This is a genomic window from Acinetobacter sp. CAU_H_56 (assembly GCF_058599425.1).
The window spans coordinates 2656975-2675777 of the sequence record NZ_CM178654.1 but is presented as its reverse complement, the minus strand read 5'-3'; the positions used below and the strand labels follow the sequence as shown (position 1 = coordinate 2675777).

Below are 18803 nucleotides of genomic sequence, written 5' to 3'. Positions count from 1 at the left end.
ATGGCATGACTGCGAAGGCCTTGCTAATATCAGAAGATTATTAATTTTTTTTGATAGGTTAATACAGACATCATGGCAACGTATTGGAAACAGTGGCTTGCTCTAAGTGCAGTATCAGTGCTGATGACCGCGTGTCAAAGCATTGATACCTTCAAACTTAAACACGCCAAAGAAGATGCAGAAAGCAAATCCAATGCCTTGATTTATTGTGCAGGCACACCGGATTGTCAGTTTGAACGTTTAGATCGGACCATGATTGTGGATGAGTCCACCAAGCGAATCAGCCCAGAAGCGCTGGATCAGCGTCTGGTTCGTTTGCAGGCCAAAAACCTGAAACAGGATAATCCGATTTATTTATCTGTGCCGGAAGGGCAGTATGAACTGGTGGTGCGTTTCTATCCGATTAGCAAGGATAAGGCTGAGACCTTGCATCTGTTCCAGCAGTTTAAGGCGAATAAACGCTATACCTTGAAAATGTTCCGTGACCGAAATGCACGTAGCACCAGTTTATTAAATGCCTCTGCACCTGATCCATTGTGTGTGGACCTGTTGCAAGAGCAGAAAGTGATTCGTCGTTTTTGCAAACCCTATAATGTCATCAATGGCATTGCAGAGTTTGTAGAAAAAAAAATTTAACCTAGTCAGGTGGATGCCTGACCTTATAAATGGAAAAGCTCATGTCTAAACAAATTTTGATTTTAGCTGGTGACGGTATTGGTCCTGAGATTGTAAAAGCCGCAGAACAGGTGCTTACACGAGTTAATGAAAAATTCAATCTGGGTTTAACATGGGAACAAGGTCTGTTGGGTGGTGCTGCGATTGATGCACACGGTTCACCTTATCCAGATGTAACGTCTGAACAGGCGAAAAAAGCAGATGCAATTCTACTCGGTGCTGTAGGCGGTCCAAAATGGGATACGATTGAGCGTTCAATCCGTCCAGAACGTGGCCTGTTAAAACTACGTAGTGAATTGAATCTCTTTGCGAACTTGCGTCCAGCAATTCTTTATCCGCAATTGGCTGATGCCTCTAGCTTGAAACCGGAAATTGTCTCAGGTCTGGATATCCTGATTGTACGTGAATTGACTGGTGGTATTTACTTCGGTCAGCCACGCGGGATCCGTGAACTGGAAAATGGCGAAAAACAAGGTTTCAACACTGACGTTTATGCAGAGTCTGAAATCAAACGTATTGCCAAGGTTGCGTTCGAACTTGCTGGTCTGCGTGGCGGTAAAGTATGTTCAGTTGATAAAGCCAACGTGCTTGAAGTGACTGAGCTTTGGAAACAAACCGTGACTGCACTGAAAGAAGAGCAATATCCAGACATTAACCTGTCTCATATGTATGTAGACAATGCTGCGATGCAATTAGTACGTGCGCCTAAACAGTTTGACGTGATCGTAACGTCTAACCTGTTCGGTGACATCCTGTCTGATGAAGCTGCAATGCTGACTGGTTCAATCGGTATGTTGCCATCAGCATCATTGGATGAAAATGGTAAAGGGATGTACGAACCTTGCCATGGTTCTGCACCAGACATCGCAGGTCAAAACGTAGCAAACCCATTGGCAACTATTCTGTCTGTAGCCATGATGCTGCGTTATACCTTCCGTGAAGAAGCAGCCGCAAAAGCAATTGAAGATGCAGTAGGGAATGTTCTAGACCAAGGTCTACGTACTGCTGACATCATGTCTGAAGGCATGACTAAAGTGGGTACGGTAGAAATGGGTCAGGCAGTTGTGACTGCATTGAACTAAGTTACTCATTAGTTCCATGTAAAAAAACGCAGCCTTGAGCTGCGTTTTTTTATGACTGATTTTGATTAACAGGTTCGACCCGAAAGGCTGACAGAAGTTGCAATATTGTCTTTAAGCAAAAAGGTAATCTTGCATTGCAAATTCACATCATAACCTGATGCAGGGCTCACAGTGACTGGAACCGGAACTGTGCCAGTACCTGCTGCCGGAAACTGAGCAATTGGTAAGGGAACGGTCACAGGACGTTCTACGACATAGCTGAGCTGTTGGGAGCTGAGCTCAGGTTCACTGATTTGCTGATAACCCAAACGTTTCAAATCTAAATTGCGATCAATATACTGGCTGCTCTGACCAATAAATTGCTGTAAATAAGCTTCACGGTCGGTCTGGCTGATCGTGGGTGTCTGTGCACACCCTGACAGACCGAGCAACAGGATGCTCAAGCCCAATACCAGAGAAGTACCTTTGCTTAACAACATCACATCACTCCTACTCAAGGAACGCTTAAAAACAGTGTAGTCGCAAAGTGTGAGAGGAACTGTTGTAATTTATTATTAGGCAAGACAGGAATAATCAGGCAGTTAGATGTTAGCTTTAGCTGTCAAATTCAAGACAACTTAGAACGTTTTTAAGTCCACTTTAAAATGAATAAAACGCCAAAATAAGTCTTAACAGGCACGTCCGCTATATTGCACGGATTGGGCAATCCCTTGTTCTAGCTGAAAATGAATCTGACAAGGCATTTCAGCCTGATAACCCGGGCCGGGTGCAGTTGCGAGTCGTACAGGGGCGCCTATACTGACACTTTGCTGAATGGCCGGTATTCCCAGCGGAAGTTCAATGGTAGGAAGTACGGTATAACTCAGACGTTTTTCCATTTGTACAGGTACTTTTGAGGTCTTAAAACCGAGTGTAGTTAAATCCAGATCCTTACGAATTGACTCTGCAGATTGGCCGATATATTGCTGTAGTTGCTGATCTAGTTGTCGTGATTTTGTCGAATTGGTAGTGGCGCAGGCAGTCAGGCTGATTCCTAGGATCAAAGAAAACAAGATTTTTTGCATGAATGATTCACTGTTTTTATTAGAGGAAAATAGAAATTATTATCTTCGGATGAAGTATAGGGAATGTGCAGGGGGAATTGATATAAAAGAAAAGGCAATAAAAAAGCCACTGGATGAGTGGCTTTTGCTTCCGCTAAAACTTAGCGCGCACGGTATGTGATACGACCCTTAGTTAAATCATAAGGTGTCATTTCGACCTTCACGCTATCGCCAGTCAAAATACGAATATAGTGTTTACGCATTTTACCAGAAATATGGGCAATTACTTCGTGACCGTTTTCTAAACGTACACGGAACATAGTATTAGGAAGCGTCTCGGTGACAACGCCTTCGAACTCGATGAGTTCCTCTTTATTGGCCATAGCCTACCTGAATGAATAAATTGGAAAGGCGCAAATTATAGTCAATTTTTTCGCAAAACACAAGGTGTAACGGGCGTTAGACTGATCATCTGTCAGTAAAATAAGCGAAGTATGAGTTTAAACTTTTTAACTAAAAAGCGTGTGGTATCTGTTGTCAGTTTGGTCAATCACAGTTAATCTAATTTCAATCTTTTTAAGTATAAATGAAGTACATACAAGGAAGGTTTTTGAGTGAGTCAGCTAACGGATGCATCAGTCGTATTGCGTTTAGGCTATCAGGCGATTCGTCGTGCAGGTTTGCCAACAGAAGAACTTCTGACAAAAGCAGGAGTCGCTTTAAATCAGGTGGAGACCAATGACCGTACTCCACTCAGTGCTCAGTATGCCTTCTGGGTTGCCGCAGAAGAGGTCAGTAAGGACCCAGATATCGGATTGCATCTGGGTGAACATTTGCCGCTCTATCGCGGACAGGTGATCGAGCATCTGTTTATTTCATCAGAGAATTTTGGTGAAGGCTTGAAACGTGCGCTGGCTTATCAGCGTCTGATCAGTGATGCTTTTCATGCCAAGCTGGTGGTCGAAGATGATCGCTGCTATCTGACCAATGGTGAGCAGCCTTTCGCTGAAAGTCTGGTCAATCGTCACTTTACCGAATGTGCGATGTCAGGTGTGTTGCGTTTCTTTAAATTTATTACTGAAGGTCGCTTTGAACCGATCTATATCGATTTCAATTTTTCCAAAGGCGCGGCAGATGAAGAATATTTCCGGGTCTATGAATGCCCGGTAAGTCTGGGGCAGAAAGAAACCCGTTTGTATTTTGATCCAAGCATTCTTGATTTCCCGCTTTGGCAGGCAGAACCGGAACTGTTGCAGCTACATGAACAGCTGGCAATTGAAAAATTACAGGAACTGGCTCGTTACGATTTAGTCGGGGAAGTACGTCGTGCAATCGGTTCTACTTTAGAAAGTGGTGAAACGACTTTGGAAACTGTAGCCGCTCAACTGAATATTACCCCACGCCGTTTACGTACCCAGCTCAGTGAGGCTAATACCAGTTTCCAGCAGATTCTGTCCGATTATCGCTGTCGTCTGGCTAAACGTTTATTGGCGAGTACCAATGAAAGTGTAGAACGTATCGTTTATCTGACTGGATTCTCGGAGCCAAGTACCTTCTACCGTGCTTTTAAACGCTGGACCAATGAAACGCCGGTGGAATATCGGAAGCGCAAGCAGCGTTAATTACTATCTTAAGTCCCTCCTTTCTTGCGCTTCAGCTTAAAGCAGTGCTTAAGCTTTGCTCAGGAGGAGAGTTCCTCCCTTTTTCAAAGGGAGGTTAGGAGGGATTTAAAAATTAAAAATAATTAGCTTATTCCGGCATATTTAACCAGTATGGACCCAAAGGTACTTTGGGTAGGTCAAAATACTCTGGATATTCAGCCTGGATAAAATACAGACCGTCCGGTGGTGCGGTAACACCGGCTGCTTTACGATCTTCTGCTGCAAAAATATGGTCAATATGGTCAACCCCATACATACCTTGGCCGATTTCCAGCAAACAGCCCATGATATTGCGTACCATATGATGCAGGAAGCCATCCGCCTGAATATCTAGAATCAGATAAGGCCCATGCTGGATCAGGCGGCAGTGACGGACGTGACGTACCGGCTGATTGGACTGGCAGGCTGCTGCACGGAAACTCTCAAAGTTATGTGTGCCTTCAAACTTTGCAGCCGCTTCAATCATCTTTTTGACATCAAGTGGATAGTAAATATGAGTGACCTGTTTATGCAGCAAGGCAGGGCGTACCGGATGGTTATAGACAATATAACGATAACGGCGTGCCTGTGCTTTAAAGCGTGCATGGAAGCCATCATCCATCTCCTTGATCCATTGGATTGAGATATCCTTAGGTAACTGGCTATTTGAGCCCATTAACCAGCCTCGTTCAGAACGCAAGGCATGGGTATCAAAATGTGCGACCATATTGGTCGCATGCACGCCGGCATCGGTTCGGCCTGCACCATGCAGAATAATCGGTTCATCGGCAATTTTACTGAGTACCTTCTCGATGGTTTCCTGAACACTGATTACGCCCGGTTGTTGAGTCTGCCAACCTCGATAATTCGTTCCACAAAACTCAATTCCCACCGCAAAACGCTGCATAATGACCTCAAAACCTGACTAATTGTACCAATGGGCATGCCATTGCTCTACCGTGTCATATTGTAAATACATTTTTAGGGCTTTTGCATAAAGATCAGCATGGCCATAACTTTCATTGAGTAGAATTTTGCAATCATGCACCCATTCAGCAATGGCATAACGCTGATCGGTGGCACCGAAAGGTACTTGAGTAGTTAAGACCAAGATACAGCCTTTGGCATAGAGCTGATTGATAAAATCTACGATCTCTGGATTGACGGCCAGATTGCCGGTTCCAAAGCCTTGCAGGAATAGAAAATGCGGAGGATAGGCCAAAATATTTTTCAGATTATTGAACTGTTGAACTAAATCGATCGGCTGCATCATCAAGCTCATACAGTTAAAATCCAGAGCTTTGGCAATATCGTCTGCTGTAACCTGATGACTTTGCTGGTTGGCCTGAATAGCGATATGCGCATCCAGACCAGCAAAGGCATTCAGCTCAGTGGTATGTTGCTTTAAGGCAGTTTGAGCATGAATCAGTTGCTGATGAAAAGCCAGATAAACACCTGCATTACACTGAGTTACTGAAGCGAGCGCAAAGCTCAGATTGTCCATGGCATCGCTAAATTCGCGTTGCGCATCGCCTTCAGCATTCAGGAGGGGATACTGGCTGCCAGTCAGCACAATATGAGCCGAATTCCCCATAAAATGTGCCAATACTGCGCTGGCATAGCTCAGGGTATCTGTCCCGTGAATAATCACAAAATGTTGTATCTGCTGTACAGATTGCAGATTTTGGATAAATTGCACCAGTTCTAACCAGTCTGTAGCAGTACAGGCACTACTGTCCTTAATCACAGGAGCGCAGTAATACTGAATGAACGGTTGATCTGTAAGTAGCTGTTCCAGTTTTGGAATAAATAAATCGGCAGACATAGGGGCGAGCGGATCACCGACACAGCCAAAGGTGCCGCCCATATAAATCAGTGCAATATCTTTCATCATAAAAAAAGCAGCCAAATGTGACTGCTTTAGTGTAAAGGGAAATTGATTAAGATGCGATTTGATTCAGCAACTGATCGGCTTGCTGACGTTGTGCTGCTGTATATTCAGCTTCACGTTCAGCTATGACTTCACGGGCAGCTGCATAAGCGCCTAACTGGATATATTGCTGTGCCAGCTCCAGGTTAAGGTCCGCTTCATTAACTTCCATCAGTTCCGGGAAGGACTGCACCAATGGATCATGTTGATCGGTTGTTGAAGTCACAGGCGCTGTCGGAATCTCAAAATTCACCCCTGTAGAAACAGGAGCTTCTTTTACAGCTTCGACATTATCAAGTTTAAAATCTAGTCCAGATGTTTCAGTCGCAGCAGGCGTTTCAGTTGCAGGCGTTGCAATATCGAGGCTAGACAGGTCAAACTCAGTCGCAGGTTCGGCTGTTTTTTCCGCTGCAGGTGTTGGAGTGTCTAGAGAGAAAGAGAAATCTAAAGGCTGGATTTCTTCTGTTGTTGCAGGTGCTGATTCTGTTTTTAAGGATATAGATGGTTCAAGCTCAAGCTTAAAATCCAGAACCGGTGCTGACTCAGTTGCTGCTGTTGGAGCAGTCTGGGTTTCAGCAGTATTCATCTGAAGATCAAATTCAACTGAATTATCTGATACAGGCGGAACTTCTTCCGTTTTTACTGGCTCAGCCGCTGGAATCTTCGGTTCAAAGTTGAACTCTAAGGGTTGGATATCAGGTACTGGTTCCGCTACAGCAGCTGGTTTACTCGGTTGCAGTTCCTGTTGTAATGCATCAAATGCCTGTTCGTTTGAAGCGGGGGCGGCAACCAGGTCTGCAAAGGCATCTGTAGAAGGTTTGCTTTCCTGTACAGGAGGGGTTTGTGGCTGAGCACTTGGGAAATCAATAGTATCCTGAACAGCGACCGAAGAGTTTTCAAACTCACGCTTTTTGACCTCAGCCTGAGCCAGAATATCTTCCAGTCCTAGAGAACGGACATGATTAATCAGCTGTGAAATCGCAAATTCATCTTTTTGCAGGATATGAATGTCGAGTAGCAATAAATACAACTCATGTTGAGAATTATCGCGATTCAGTGCCTGATTGATTTGCGCTTCGGCTGCAAAGAAATTACGTTCCTGAATCAGACCTTCAATTTTCTTGCGTGTCTCTGCTGATAGAGGCGTTGCTGATTTTTTAACGACTCCGGCTGGCTCGACCACTTTGGTTCTTTGGGAAGTGGATTTTGATGCAGCGCCAGGTTTTTTCGCTTTTACAGTTTTAGTTTTTGCTTTATCTGATTCTTGAGCATCTTGTCGTTTTTTTATGACAATTAATACGATGATCAATATCACTAATGGAATCACATAAATCAGCATGTTTTACCCCTTGGGGATAGAGTCATTAAGTTCGCCTATCCCAATAAATCGTCATGTGTAACTTTTTAATTAATTGGCTTTTTATCTGCCTGTTGTGCTTTAAGCTGTTGTTGCAGCTGGGCAAGACGAGCATTTAATAATTGAATTCTGTGATCCTTCTGATTGAGTGCCAATTCTAGTTCAGTTACGTTTCTCTGTAATTTAACGGTTTTTTCACGGGCTGTCATAACTTTTAATGACAACTCTTTCGAAGTTCGATTTTCTTTTGTGTTTGAGTTGGCAGAAACCTGGCCGGAATCACGCTGATTCTCGGCAACCAGGCTCATTTCAGCCTCATTCAGGCGATATTTGGTTTTTGCAGCAGGTTTGGAGGGTACTTGAGTGGACTTAATCGCTGCGGCCTGGATCGGAGTTTTCGCAGTATGAATGGTCGCTAAATTAAGCGCTGCACCTTTACGCAAGCGGTTGGCATCGCCTCCAATAAAAGCATGTTCATTCTCACGTTTGATTTGCTGCATGACCTCACTCACTGGACGCTGCTGTTCATTGGCAATCCTGGAAGCAATGCCCCAAAGCGACTCATTTGACTGTACTACATAGGTCGGTTTGACCTGGGTTGAGGTGCTTTGTTTGATGGCTGCCGGCTGTGCTTGAGTTATAGCTGCTAAATTTGGTTTGTCCTGTGCAGTAGTGGATGCCGCCTGCTTGCGTGCCTGTTGTTCTGCATATTTTTTGACAAGTGGATCACTGGACACCATCTGATTTTCAGTGCTTGTCGGTGCAGAAACTTGCGCTGAGGCTGCATTTTTATTTGTTGGATCTACTGCAACTTCAGCTGGTTTTGTTTCAGCCTGAACTTTTGTCGCTGCAGCCTGTAAGTTGGGCGTTGCATCTGCTTGAGTCACCGCTGTGTTGACTGCTTTGGATGGAGTATTTACTGGCGTAGTGTTTACAGTACTAGCCTGCTGTGCACTATGACTTGTCGCTGCTACCGCAGTTTCGGTATTAAGTTTTGTTGGGCTTGCGACTTGAGCTGCAATACTCGATGTCGGCTCATGGGTCACAGCAGCTATCGCTGTTTTAGGAATCGAGCTGGCTGATAATGCAGGAGGTGCTGTGTTTTGTAAGGCTAACGGTTTTTCTGCCACAAACGAGGTGGCTGGTTTGGATGGGGCATTGGTATAGCGCGTACTCACCGGTAAGTTCAGAGCAATATCTTTTTCACTCACGACTACGACAGGCGCGAGGGGCTGTTCAGTCTGTTTCAGGCTGGCCTGTAACAAATCAGTTTTAGGTCTTAATGCAGTACGGATATGCTGTAGGCGTGCTGCATTGCCTTCCTTGATTTTTACAATGATATTTAATTCACGATCAGTGACCGGGCGCGACGAGGTAATGGTAATAACCCCAGTACCATTACTGTTGCGACGGGTGAAAAAATTCAAATGACCCGGTGGCTGATGCGATGCACCCATAGAAATCAGGTCTTCTGGCGAGGCTAAACTTACCTCAATTGGCAAGTTAATATCTGATTGACGGAAATTCATTTCCGCATAAAGCAATTCCCCAGGTGCAGACTGGATTTGTACCGGATCTACATTAATCGCATAAATATTTTGTGAAGCAACAATGGCTAAAATGGCAAGCTTTAATTTGTTATATACAGTCATCTGTGAGCTCAGTCATTATCGCATAGCGAAAATTATAGATTAACGGGATGTTTGTTTTTTGTAAAATACTTACGCAATAGTTACACAAAAAAGCCGATCAATAAAGATCGGCTTTGTGCTTTATTTCTTGACGGAAACTTAAGAGTTTTTATAGTCAATCAAGATGCGCAGCATACGGCGTAAAGGTTCTGCAGCACCCCAAAGTAACTGGTCACCTACTGTGAATGCGCCTAGGTATTCTTTACCCATGTTCAGTTTACGCAGACGACCAACAGGTACAGTTAATGTACCAGTGACTGCAACAGGAGTCAGGTCAGTCATTGATGCTTCACGAGTGTTTGGCACAACTTTAGACCAGTCATTTGCATTTGCAATGATATCTTCGATCTCATCCAGTGGAACGTCTTTGCGAAGTTTCAGCGTTAATGCCTGAGAGTGACAACGCATTGCGCCGATACGTACACAGTGGCCATCAATCGGTACAATCTGCTGGTTACCCAAGATCTTGTTGGTTTCAGCCTGACCTTTCCATTCTTCTTTAGACTGGCCGCTTTCCAGCTGCTTGTCGATGTATGGAATCAGAGAACCCGCTAAAGGCACACCGAAGTTTGCAGACGGGAAGCCTTCGCCACGTTGCAATTCAGCAATTTTAGAATCAATGTCCAGAATTGGAGAACGTGGATCATCTAGCAAGTCTTTGGTATTGTTATATAAATAACCCATGCCAGTAATCAGCTCACGCATGTTTTGCGCGCCAGCACCCGAAGCTGCCTGATAAGTCATGGAAGTTGCCCATTCCACCAGATTGTTCTGGAACAGACCGCCTAAGCCCATCAACATCAGAGAAACGGTACAGTTACCGCCCACGAAAGTTTTGGTACCTTTGACCAGACCGTCTTTGATCACATGCATGTTCACCGGATCAAGTACGATGATTGCTTCATCATCCATACGCAGGGTAGATGCTGCATCAATCCAGTAGCCATCCCAGCCTTCAGCTTTCATTTTCGGGAAAACTTCAGTGGTGTAATCGCCACCTTGACAGGTAATAATGACATCCATTTGCTTCAGACTGTTAATGTCTGTTGCATCCATAAGTGCTGGGGCAGTCTTACCACCAAATGCAGGAGCTTCACCACCTGCATTACTGGTAGAAAAATAGAATGGCTCAAAATGAGCAAAATCATTCTCTTCAACCATACGTTGCATAAGGACGGAACCCACCATCCCGCGCCAACCGACCAGACCTACTTTCATGTCACTTTGCCTCGGTGCGTTAAAAAATCAAAAGGGATTCGAGTGTATCAAAAAGGGACGCGACTGCAAGAGCTACACAATCAAAACATCAATATTCTTGAGCGAAATATCTGCTTTATGATACATACAAAATTGATAAAGTAATTTTTCTTTTAGAAAAAATAATAACTTAGTAAAGAGTGTATCTTATGGTAGGGTTTATCCAGATCATGGCAATCGTGGTCATCTGGTTAAGTTTCTGGTCGCTGATTCCCCGAGATGAATGGTGGATTCGTGGTGCAGATTTTCCACGTTTACAGATTCTGGTTTTGGGCTTCATTGCCTTTGTTCTTTTTCTCCTGGTCGATCACCCGTGGACAGCCTTTAATCAGCTGCTTTTTGTTGGTCTGATCGCTGCTTTGGCGTATCAGCTGAAAATGGTCTTGCCTTATACCTTTGTTTGGAAAAAACAGGTCAAGCAGGTCAAGCAGGATCAGCTGGATCCGGATCGTCAGATTTCCCTGATTGTCTCTAATGTCCTTACGACCAATACTAAATATCATTTACTGATTGAACAGATCCAGACCCATCAGCCAGACTTGGTCTTAACGTTGGAAACCGATCAGGCATGGCAGGATGCATTGGCTGTCATTGAGCCAGATTATCCCTATCGGGTACCCGTACCTTTGGATAATCTGTATGGCATGCACCTGTACAGCAAACTTGAGCTGAGTGAGACTGAGGTTAAATTTATTTTGAGCGATGAAATTCCTTCGATTCATACCAAGGTGATGTTACGTTCCGGACAGCCGGTACAGCTCTATTGTCTGCATCCGAAGCCTCCAAGCCCAACTGAAGCCAAAGATTCAACCTTACGTGATGCGGAACTGCTGATTGTAGGGGATCAGATTAAAGATCTGGATGAAAGCAGCATCGTGATGGGAGATCTGAATGATGTGGCCTGGTCACGCACAACACGTTTATTCCAGCGTATTAGCGGTTTGCTTGATCCCCGTGTCGGTCGACGTTATGTGAATACTTTTCATGCCGATTATCCTTTATTGCGCTGGTCGCTTGACCATGTGTTTCACAGCACCGATTTCGCTCTGGTGCATATGGAGCGTTTAAAACACGTCGGATCAGATCATTTTCCAGTTTATCTGGTATTACAAACTGGCCGGGTATTTGAGCATCATCAGGAAGAGCTAGAAGAAACGGATCAGGATGATCAGGAAGCCAAAGAAGCAATTCAGGAAGGAATTGAAAAGGCAGAGAAAGAAGAGAAAAAGGTCACTGATAAGATTGCGATGGCTTATAAGAATGAGGAGAAATTCTTATAGTTTTAGCTGAAAAGTGTACGATATTGCTTACAGCAGTTTCCGCTTCTTGCGAATGGGCAGCACAGAGGAATCCACGTATTCTAAGCTCATCAGCACAGGGAGTCGAGAAAGGATATTCTCATAAGGAAGACGAAGCTGAATGAAAACATCATGGAAATGATGCTGAAAGGGAAATCACAACAACGAAGAAGCAATTATAACATATGAAAGCACAACCTCATTAACCCGGGTTTTACAGGATGTAGAACCCGGGTTAAATTATTTTTGGCTCATTTATTTATTATAATTAATTGATTATTAAAATAAAATTTAAATTAAAAAATGGATATTACCTGAATGGAAGTTATGATTTCCGATCATGATTCAGTCAATGAATCCGAAGTGCTACAGCTCTATCTTGTCAATCAATGGTCAGCTGCAGAAAAACCTCAATTGCTTTTAAAGGCTTTGCAGCATTCTCATAGTCTGGTGACGGCACGTATCAACGGTCGGCTGGTCGGCTTGGGAAATGCGATTTCAGATGGTTATCTGGTGGTGTATTTCCCACATTTATTGGTTCACCCGGAGGTGCAGCGACAGGGTATTGGTCGTCTGATCATGCAAGAAATGCTACAACGTTATTCAGGATTTCATCAGAAAATTCTGGTGGCTGATCAGCATGTCACTGAATTTTATAAAGCTCTAGGTTTTGAGCGTGCAGGGCATACAGAAGCAATGTGGATTTATCAGGGAACGGATCATTGATTTTTCTTGCCAATAATACCGTGCATATTGTCTCTAGTGCTTAATAGATTTTATCGTAGCCTTCAGGACGGGTCTTAAAGCGACGGTGAAACCACATATATTGCGTCGGTGCAATGCGCAACTGGCGTTCAATAATCAGATTTACCCGGGTTGCATCATCGATTTCATCCGCACTTGGCAAGTTCTCTACCGCCGGCTCGATCAGCACACAGTAGCGTGGATTTTTAATATCCCCAGCCCGGTAAAAATAGAGGGGAATTGCAGCAGCTTTGGTCATTTTGAGTAAGCGACGATGTGCAGTCACTGTGGCTGCAGGTACCCCAAAAAAGGGCGCCATTACACCCTGTTTTAAACCAAAATCCTGATCCGGACTGTACCAGATGGCATGGCCATTTTTCAGGTTACGCACCAGACCACGCATATCATCATGGTCAATCTGGTTGGCATAAATGGTGGCACGGCAACGGTAAATCAGCATATCAAGCAGGGGATTATTTTGTGGTCGATACACCACATCTGGCTCAAAATACTGTGCACATAAATAACCGCCGGCATCTAGCAAAGTCGAGTGGGTGCCGAGCAATAAAGCCCCTTTACCTTCTGCCTGAGCCTGCTGGATATGTTCCAGCCCTTCAATTTGTACCCGGCCTTTAAACCATTTTGGGCAATACCAGGCATTCAAGGTCTCAAATACACCGAGCATCTGGTCAATAAAGACCATACGGGCATTGTCCTGAACTTCTTGAGCTGACCATTCCGGGAAACAGACTTCCAGATTGCGAAGCGTGGTTTCACGGCGAGATTTCAAATATTTAAATGCCATCTGGCCGAGTAAATCTGCCAGACGATGCTGAATCGCCCAAGGTAAGATGGCCAGAATCATCAGAAATACAATACCCACCCAGATACCCCAGTATTGGGGTAACAGGAATGACCATTGAAATTCACCGGGTTTGTATTCTGGCGTTCGACTCATAAATTCAATATTTGAAATCAAAGATGTCAGCAGTGTAGCAGAAGAGCTTTTTGAAATAAAAAACTGCAAATTAAAAAAGCACCTGTACGAATACAGATGCTTAGTGACTAGGCGATTGAAAGATTAACCCTTGGTCATATTTTCCAGTTCGTCCCAACGTTCCATTTTTTCCAGCAAAATCTCATCAATTTCGCCTAAACGTTCAGATGCTTTAGTCGCTGCTGCGGCATCTGTGACAAACCAGGAACCATCCGCCAGTTTATCGGAAAGTTCAGCTTGTTCTTTTTCCAGTGCTTCAATTTCAGCCGGTAACATTTCCAGTTCACGCTGATCTTTATAGCTGAGTTTTTTCTTCGGAGCCGGTGCTGCAGGTGTAACCGCTGCTTCGGCTTTGGCCTGAGCTTTTTTGACAGCCATTTTCTGGTCAACCACAGTCTGATCTGGACGTTGTTCCAGATAATCCTGATAGCCACCGACATATTCATCAATATTGCCTTTGCCATCAAAGACCCAGGTTGATGTGACGACGTTGTCCATAAAAGCACGGTCATGCGAGATCAGTAGCAGGGTGCCTTTGTATTCCGCCAGCATTTCTTCCAGCAGTTCCAGCGTCACCATATCCAGATCGTTGGTCGGTTCATCCATCACGATCAGGTTTGATGGTTTCAGTAACAGCTTAGCCAGCAGAATACGGTTACGTTCACCGCCAGATAGAGCTTTAACTGGCGTACGCGCACGTTCTGGCGAGAACAGAAAGTCTTGCAGATAGCTGTAGATATGACGACGTTGACCATTTACATCGACATGATCCGAACCTTCCGAAACGTTATCTTTAACTGATTTTTCCAGATCCAGCACATTACGTAGCTGGTCAAAATAAGCAATTTCCAGCTGGGTTCCGGTTTTGACTGTACCGCCATGCTCGATTTCTCCCAGAATGGCTTTGATCAGTGTAGTTTTACCGACACCATTATCACCCACCAGACCGATCCGATCGCCACGCATTACCAGCGCCGAGAAATCATTAATGATCGGTGCATTGTCACCAAACTTCACGCTGAGATGTTCAATCTCGAACACCACTTTACCTGAACGTTGGGCCTCCTGAGTCGACATGTTGACTTTACCCTGCTGGAAGCGGCGTGCTTTAGACTCTTCACGCAATTCTTTTAGAGCACGGACACGACCTTCGTTACGGGTACGGCGCGCTTTAATGCCTTGACGAATCCAGGCTTCTTCTTCAGCCAGTTTTTTCTCGAACAGGGCATTTTGCTTTTCTTCTGCTTCTAGCTGCTGAGCTTTCAGGTCGAGGTAACGTGAATAGTTGCCTTCATAGCTACGCAAAATACCACGGTCTAGTTCGACAATACGGGTCGCAATACTGTCCACAAAGGCACGGTCATGCGAAATAAATAGTAAGGTCAGATTGTTTTGCTCGAGCAGGAATTTTTCCAGCCATTCAATACTTTCGACATCCAGATGGTTGGTCGGTTCGTCGAGTAACAGCACATCAGGTTGGGTGAGTAAGGCACGTGCCAACAGAACACGGCGCTTACGACCGCCAGATAAATCGGCCAGATCCGCTTCCGGATCCAGTCCCATTTTACTCAGGATTGAGTTGACCTTAGTTTCTAAAGCCCAGCCATCCAGCTGGTCCATCTGATGCTGCAAATGTCCCATACGGTCGCAGGCTTCCATATCACCGAGCACGCAAGCTTCACTGGCTTCATGATAGGCACGCAATACTTCTGAAGCTTCACCAGCGCCGTCGGCAACAATATCTGCAACCTTGCCAGAATCCATCGGCACGTCTTGGGCCAGCATGGAAATGGTGATGCCATTTTGTAACGAAACTTCACCACTATCCGGGAGTAAACTTCCTTCAATCAGTTTAAGTAAGGTAGACTTACCCTCACCATTACGGCCAATCAAACATACTCGTTCACCGCGTTCCAAATTAAAGTTGGCGCCGTCGAGCAAGGCAGGTCCGCCAAATGCCAGTTGGACATCCCTTAAAGTAATATAGGCCATAATGTTAATGTTTCCTGAAATCCCAAATGAGGACTTAAAATGACTAAACAACAAAATCTAAATGATCAGGCGTCATTTTCCGCACCCATTGAAGATTTGCAAGTGCGAATTGCATTTTTAGATGATTTAGTTGAACAGTTGAATCAACAGGTCACTCGCCAGAATCTGGAAATTGCCGATTTAAAAAAACAAATGCAGTTGTTATATCAACGTGTTGAGTCTGCAGATTTGTCCGAAGGAATTGATGCTTTTGATCCGGTCACCAACCGTCCACCGCATTATTAATTTACAAATAATTTTAAAAAAGAAAGCAAAAAAAGCCCTCCAGGCGCGAGGGTTTTCTTTTAAGCTGGTGAAGCTCGATAAACCTAAACCAAGTCACCATTTTTATTCCGTCCAAGATGATCTTTAAAATCTAAATATCGTCATGGAAGGTGGAAACTATTTGACCTTTCACACACTTCCTACTCTAATAGTATTTTCTAGCTCAGTTTTTAATCTTGCCTTATGCGCCAAAAAGTTGTCCTTCTTGATCTCGAAAATAACTTTCCTACAGCCAAGCTGTTACGTGACATCGTTGAACATTATCCGACCTTGTATCTGTTTAACTGTGCCGGAAAATTCGAGTTTGCTCTAGAAGAACTAACTGAGTTGGCCAGCTGGATCAGCAGTGGACAAATTATCATTCTGGATGTCCCGGAAGCAGAGCATAAGGAATATGAATATGCCGTGATTGTGGGTCAGCTAATGGCTTTGCTAGAAGCAGATACTCATGTCGAGCTGATTTCAGCCATGGATAACAGTGAAATGCTAATGCAGATGCTACAGGCTTCAGATATTGATTGCAGCCTGATTCAGGTGTTGCCAGAGAATGCATCCACAGAGACTCAAGATAAACCTAAAATCCAGTTGCCGAGTATTGAAGCCATTAAAGCAAAACCAGCTTTGCAGCTAGTGAAAAAATATTGTGATGCGCTCGGCAAGATGAGTGGCAAACCGACCACGCTCGAAACCTTAAAAAATTCTGTCACCAATATTCTGCAAGTTTTACCAGGCAAAGCGCAGCATGTAGTTGGCATGCTGATTAATCTGAAAATAGTCAAACGCTATGACGAGCAGATCAGTTTCCGTAAAAAAGTGCTGAAACAGTGGATGCAGCTGGATATCAATGACAACCAACCTGCTGAAAAACCAGCTTTGGATCAGGTGGTCTCGAAGCTTAATCCTGAAGAGCCTGTTGTTGCACCTGCTCAATCTCCAATTCAGTCTGCCCAGCAAGATCTGTTCAAAAACTTTAATAAAATTGATCCGGTACAGCTCGAAGTTGCGCGCAAGCTGCGCGAATTACAGGGAAATAAGCCTAAAGATATTTATGAATTACGTGATTTGCTCGAGCAGTTATTTCCAAAGTCAGATGTCCGTCTTTTACTTAAAGAATTGATTGAAAAAGGATATATTTATTGGAATGGTCACGAAGTGTTATATAGTCATGAGATGTTTCTGAATTAGAATAATCTCATGAGGGCATATGAAAAAAATACTGTTACTGGATATTGAAAATCAGCCTAAAACAGAAAATGAGTTACTCAGCCTACTCAAATCTTATGCCCTCGTTTATCTGGTTTATGCAAAATCACCTGTAGCCTTGAGTCTGGATGGATTGCAAAATTTGTCTGATCATGTAGTTCAAAAACGTCTGGTTCTCATTAAAATGCCAAAAACCGGACCTGATGCTGCTGATTTTGGCTTGGCATTTGTAGCCGGGCAGTTGTCTGTACAAATGCAGGCATCTGAAGCTGAATTTGATATCATGTCGAATGATAAGAAATTTGAATATATTGTCGATTTACTCAAAGTCATGGGGTTTCAGGCACAACAGAAGAAAAAAGAAATTCAGTCCACATGTTCCACTAAATTATCTTTAGAGCACATTCATCCAGAAAAAGCTGAATTCAAACTGCTTTTCGCTGCGGTTAAACTGTTAGTGAAAAATCAGCCCAAACAATTTAACTCTCTCAACAATGCCTTAAAGTCCTGGCTAAAAGGCACTTCTGCCACTATCAAGCAGGTCATTGGCCAGTTAAAAAATTATCAGCTGATTCGGATTCAGGATCAAAAAGTAAGTTATGAGCTAAACCGGATGCGCGAACTGTTAAAACTGGAAGCGCTCAAACAATCGAAACCAGTAGCCATTACTTTACCAAGTATTGCTGATATTCAGTTAAAACCTCATTTACAGCGGGTCAAAATCTATAGTGATTATCTGGCGAAGAGTGGAAGTAGCCGTCCGGCCAAAACAGCAAGTTTATTAAATTCAGTACGCTCAATCTTAGGCTTAGAACACCAGCAAGCAGCGCAAGATTTCATTCAGGTTTTAAAGAAGCAGGATATTTTCAAACAGGACAATACCAAGCTGATTTATAACAGCCAGCTCATACAGGCTTGGGCCAATCTGGATGAGTCCTGCCTGATTCCAATGGCGATCCAACCGCATATCATCAATCAGCCAAAAACTGAAATCTTATCTTAAAACAAAGACGTAAAAGTAATAAGTACAGAGAATAAAATAGTATTTCGCAAGCGGTGCTTGCCTTTTATAGCGGGCTTATGCAAATCTAATATAAGAACATAAAGGTTGAACTATGGAAAATACCGGAATCTGGGTGGCAGTTGTCATCATCGTTTTCGTACTGGGGTCTATTTTTGGTCTGCGTGTGAGTCCTAGAGAAAAGGCATTAGGACTCATGCGTGATAAAGCCCGCAAGATGGGCTTACATCCACGTCTGGTGGTTGCACCTGACTGGACTAATATTCCCAAGGTGACTGAAAGTCGTGCCAGTATGGTGGCCTATTATAGTGTGCTGCTTCCAGATGCCCGTTTACCGCTGATGCGTGCCCGCGTGGTTGATAACAAACTTGAACTGGTGCATGGGGATGACAAATTTAAAGATTTTCCCATTGCATTAAAGGGCATTTATGCTATTGATATGCAGGCAAACTGTGTAGGACTCTATTGGGATGAAGAATCTGACCTTAGAGCCACGCAACTTGATGACATCAAGGCACTATTACATTCTTTGGCTGAACTTTAATTTTA

At 43.9% G+C, this 18803-nt stretch carries 19 protein-coding genes; 9 read left to right on the top strand and 10 right to left on the bottom strand.

Features of this window, described 5'->3' with window-relative positions; translation table 11 throughout:
- Nucleotides 1-72: 72 nt before the first annotated feature.
- Both AC4MCC_RS12640 and leuB read left to right on the top strand, forming a co-directional pair.
- Nucleotides 73-636, top strand: a complete 564-nt coding sequence (locus tag AC4MCC_RS12640; RefSeq protein ID WP_491885393.1) for a hypothetical protein — start codon at nucleotides 73-75, stop codon at nucleotides 634-636.
- A gap of 41 nt (nucleotides 637-677) precedes the next feature.
- The gene (leuB, locus tag AC4MCC_RS12635) at nucleotides 678-1757 is read left to right on the top strand and encodes a 3-isopropylmalate dehydrogenase (RefSeq protein WP_419375020.1); all 1080 of its coding nucleotides are present in this window, start codon (nucleotides 678-680) and stop codon (nucleotides 1755-1757) included.
- A 65-nt stretch (nucleotides 1758-1822) separates the two neighbouring features.
- On the opposite strand, the gene AC4MCC_RS12630 is transcribed toward leuB, so the two are convergent.
- The 3 genes from AC4MCC_RS12630 to infA form a co-directional block, all read right to left on the bottom strand.
- The gene (locus AC4MCC_RS12630) at nucleotides 1823-2236 is read right to left on the bottom strand and encodes a hypothetical protein (protein ID WP_312307389.1); all 414 of its coding nucleotides are present in this window, start codon (nucleotides 2234-2236) and stop codon (nucleotides 1823-1825) included.
- A gap of 189 nt (nucleotides 2237-2425) precedes the next feature.
- Nucleotides 2426-2821 carry a hypothetical protein gene (locus tag AC4MCC_RS12625; protein WP_491885392.1) on the bottom strand — a complete coding sequence of 132 codons (396 nt, stop codon included), beginning with the start codon at nucleotides 2819-2821 and terminating at the stop codon, nucleotides 2426-2428.
- A gap of 140 nt (nucleotides 2822-2961) precedes the next feature.
- Nucleotides 2962-3183 carry a translation initiation factor IF-1 gene (gene infA, locus AC4MCC_RS12620; RefSeq protein WP_001284370.1) on the bottom strand — a complete coding sequence of 74 codons (222 nt, stop codon included), beginning with the start codon at nucleotides 3181-3183 and terminating at the stop codon, nucleotides 2962-2964.
- Between the two features lie 231 nt (nucleotides 3184-3414).
- Between infA and AC4MCC_RS12615 the strand changes: the two genes are divergently transcribed.
- Nucleotides 3415-4422 carry an AraC family transcriptional regulator gene (locus AC4MCC_RS12615; RefSeq protein WP_004781856.1) on the top strand — a complete coding sequence of 336 codons (1008 nt, stop codon included), beginning with the start codon at nucleotides 3415-3417 and terminating at the stop codon, nucleotides 4420-4422.
- A gap of 127 nt (nucleotides 4423-4549) precedes the next feature.
- Here AC4MCC_RS12615 and truA read toward each other — a convergent pair whose 3' ends face one another.
- From truA to asd, 5 genes are all read right to left on the bottom strand, one after another.
- Nucleotides 4550-5347, bottom strand: a complete 798-nt coding sequence (truA, locus tag AC4MCC_RS12610) for a tRNA pseudouridine(38-40) synthase TruA (RefSeq protein WP_034702377.1) — start codon at nucleotides 5345-5347, stop codon at nucleotides 4550-4552.
- Between the two features lie 18 nt (nucleotides 5348-5365).
- On the bottom strand, nucleotides 5366-6334 hold the full coding sequence (locus AC4MCC_RS12605) for an asparaginase domain-containing protein (protein ID WP_419363722.1): 969 nt from the start codon (nucleotides 6332-6334) through the stop codon (nucleotides 5366-5368).
- Between the two features lie 46 nt (nucleotides 6335-6380).
- Nucleotides 6381-7709: a T4P machinery localization factor FimV gene (gene fimV, locus AC4MCC_RS12600; RefSeq protein WP_419363720.1), complete on the bottom strand. Its 1329-nt coding sequence runs from the start codon at nucleotides 7707-7709 to the stop codon at nucleotides 6381-6383.
- Between the two features lie 65 nt (nucleotides 7710-7774).
- Entirely contained in the window at nucleotides 7775-9379 is a 1605-nt protein-coding gene (locus AC4MCC_RS12595) for a FimV/HubP-related protein (RefSeq protein ID WP_419363718.1), read from the bottom strand.
- A 138-nt stretch (nucleotides 9380-9517) separates the two neighbouring features.
- A complete protein-coding gene (gene asd, locus AC4MCC_RS12590) occupies nucleotides 9518-10636 on the bottom strand; it encodes an aspartate-semialdehyde dehydrogenase (RefSeq protein ID WP_166136231.1) in 1119 nt (372 codons plus the stop codon).
- A 188-nt stretch (nucleotides 10637-10824) separates the two neighbouring features.
- On the opposite strand from asd, the gene AC4MCC_RS12585 reads away from it, so the two are divergent.
- Complete coding sequence (locus AC4MCC_RS12585) at nucleotides 10825-11955, top strand: endonuclease/exonuclease/phosphatase family protein (protein WP_419363714.1); 1131 nt, start codon at nucleotides 10825-10827, stop codon at nucleotides 11953-11955.
- Nucleotides 11956-12291: 336 nt separating this feature from the next.
- Entirely contained in the window at nucleotides 12292-12699 is a 408-nt protein-coding gene (locus AC4MCC_RS12580; RefSeq protein ID WP_419363712.1) for a GNAT family N-acetyltransferase, read from the top strand.
- 40 nt (nucleotides 12700-12739) lie between these two features.
- Here AC4MCC_RS12580 and AC4MCC_RS12575 read toward each other — a convergent pair whose 3' ends face one another.
- Both AC4MCC_RS12575 and AC4MCC_RS12570 read right to left on the bottom strand, forming a co-directional pair.
- On the bottom strand, nucleotides 12740-13675 hold the full coding sequence (locus AC4MCC_RS12575; protein ID WP_491876211.1) for an LpxL/LpxP family acyltransferase: 936 nt from the start codon (nucleotides 13673-13675) through the stop codon (nucleotides 12740-12742).
- Between the two features lie 123 nt (nucleotides 13676-13798).
- The gene (locus tag AC4MCC_RS12570; RefSeq protein WP_419363708.1) at nucleotides 13799-15706 is read right to left on the bottom strand and encodes an ATP-binding cassette domain-containing protein; all 1908 of its coding nucleotides are present in this window, start codon (nucleotides 15704-15706) and stop codon (nucleotides 13799-13801) included.
- A gap of 39 nt (nucleotides 15707-15745) precedes the next feature.
- Between AC4MCC_RS12570 and AC4MCC_RS12565 the strand changes: the two genes are divergently transcribed.
- The 4 genes from AC4MCC_RS12565 (at nucleotide 15746) to AC4MCC_RS12550 (ending at nucleotide 18798) form a co-directional block, all read left to right on the top strand.
- Entirely contained in the window at nucleotides 15746-15991 is a 246-nt protein-coding gene (locus AC4MCC_RS12565; RefSeq protein WP_004781873.1) for a SlyX family protein, read from the top strand.
- 222 nt (nucleotides 15992-16213) lie between these two features.
- Nucleotides 16214-17215 carry a hypothetical protein gene (locus AC4MCC_RS12560; protein ID WP_419363706.1) on the top strand — a complete coding sequence of 334 codons (1002 nt, stop codon included), beginning with the start codon at nucleotides 16214-16216 and terminating at the stop codon, nucleotides 17213-17215.
- A 19-nt stretch (nucleotides 17216-17234) separates the two neighbouring features.
- Nucleotides 17235-18236, top strand: a complete 1002-nt coding sequence (locus AC4MCC_RS12555) for a PIN domain-containing protein (protein ID WP_491885391.1) — start codon at nucleotides 17235-17237, stop codon at nucleotides 18234-18236.
- Nucleotides 18237-18348: 112 nt separating this feature from the next.
- Nucleotides 18349-18798: an ammonium transporter gene (locus AC4MCC_RS12550; RefSeq protein WP_005232313.1), complete on the top strand. Its 450-nt coding sequence runs from the start codon at nucleotides 18349-18351 to the stop codon at nucleotides 18796-18798.
- The last annotated feature ends 5 nt before the right edge of the window (nucleotides 18799-18803 follow it).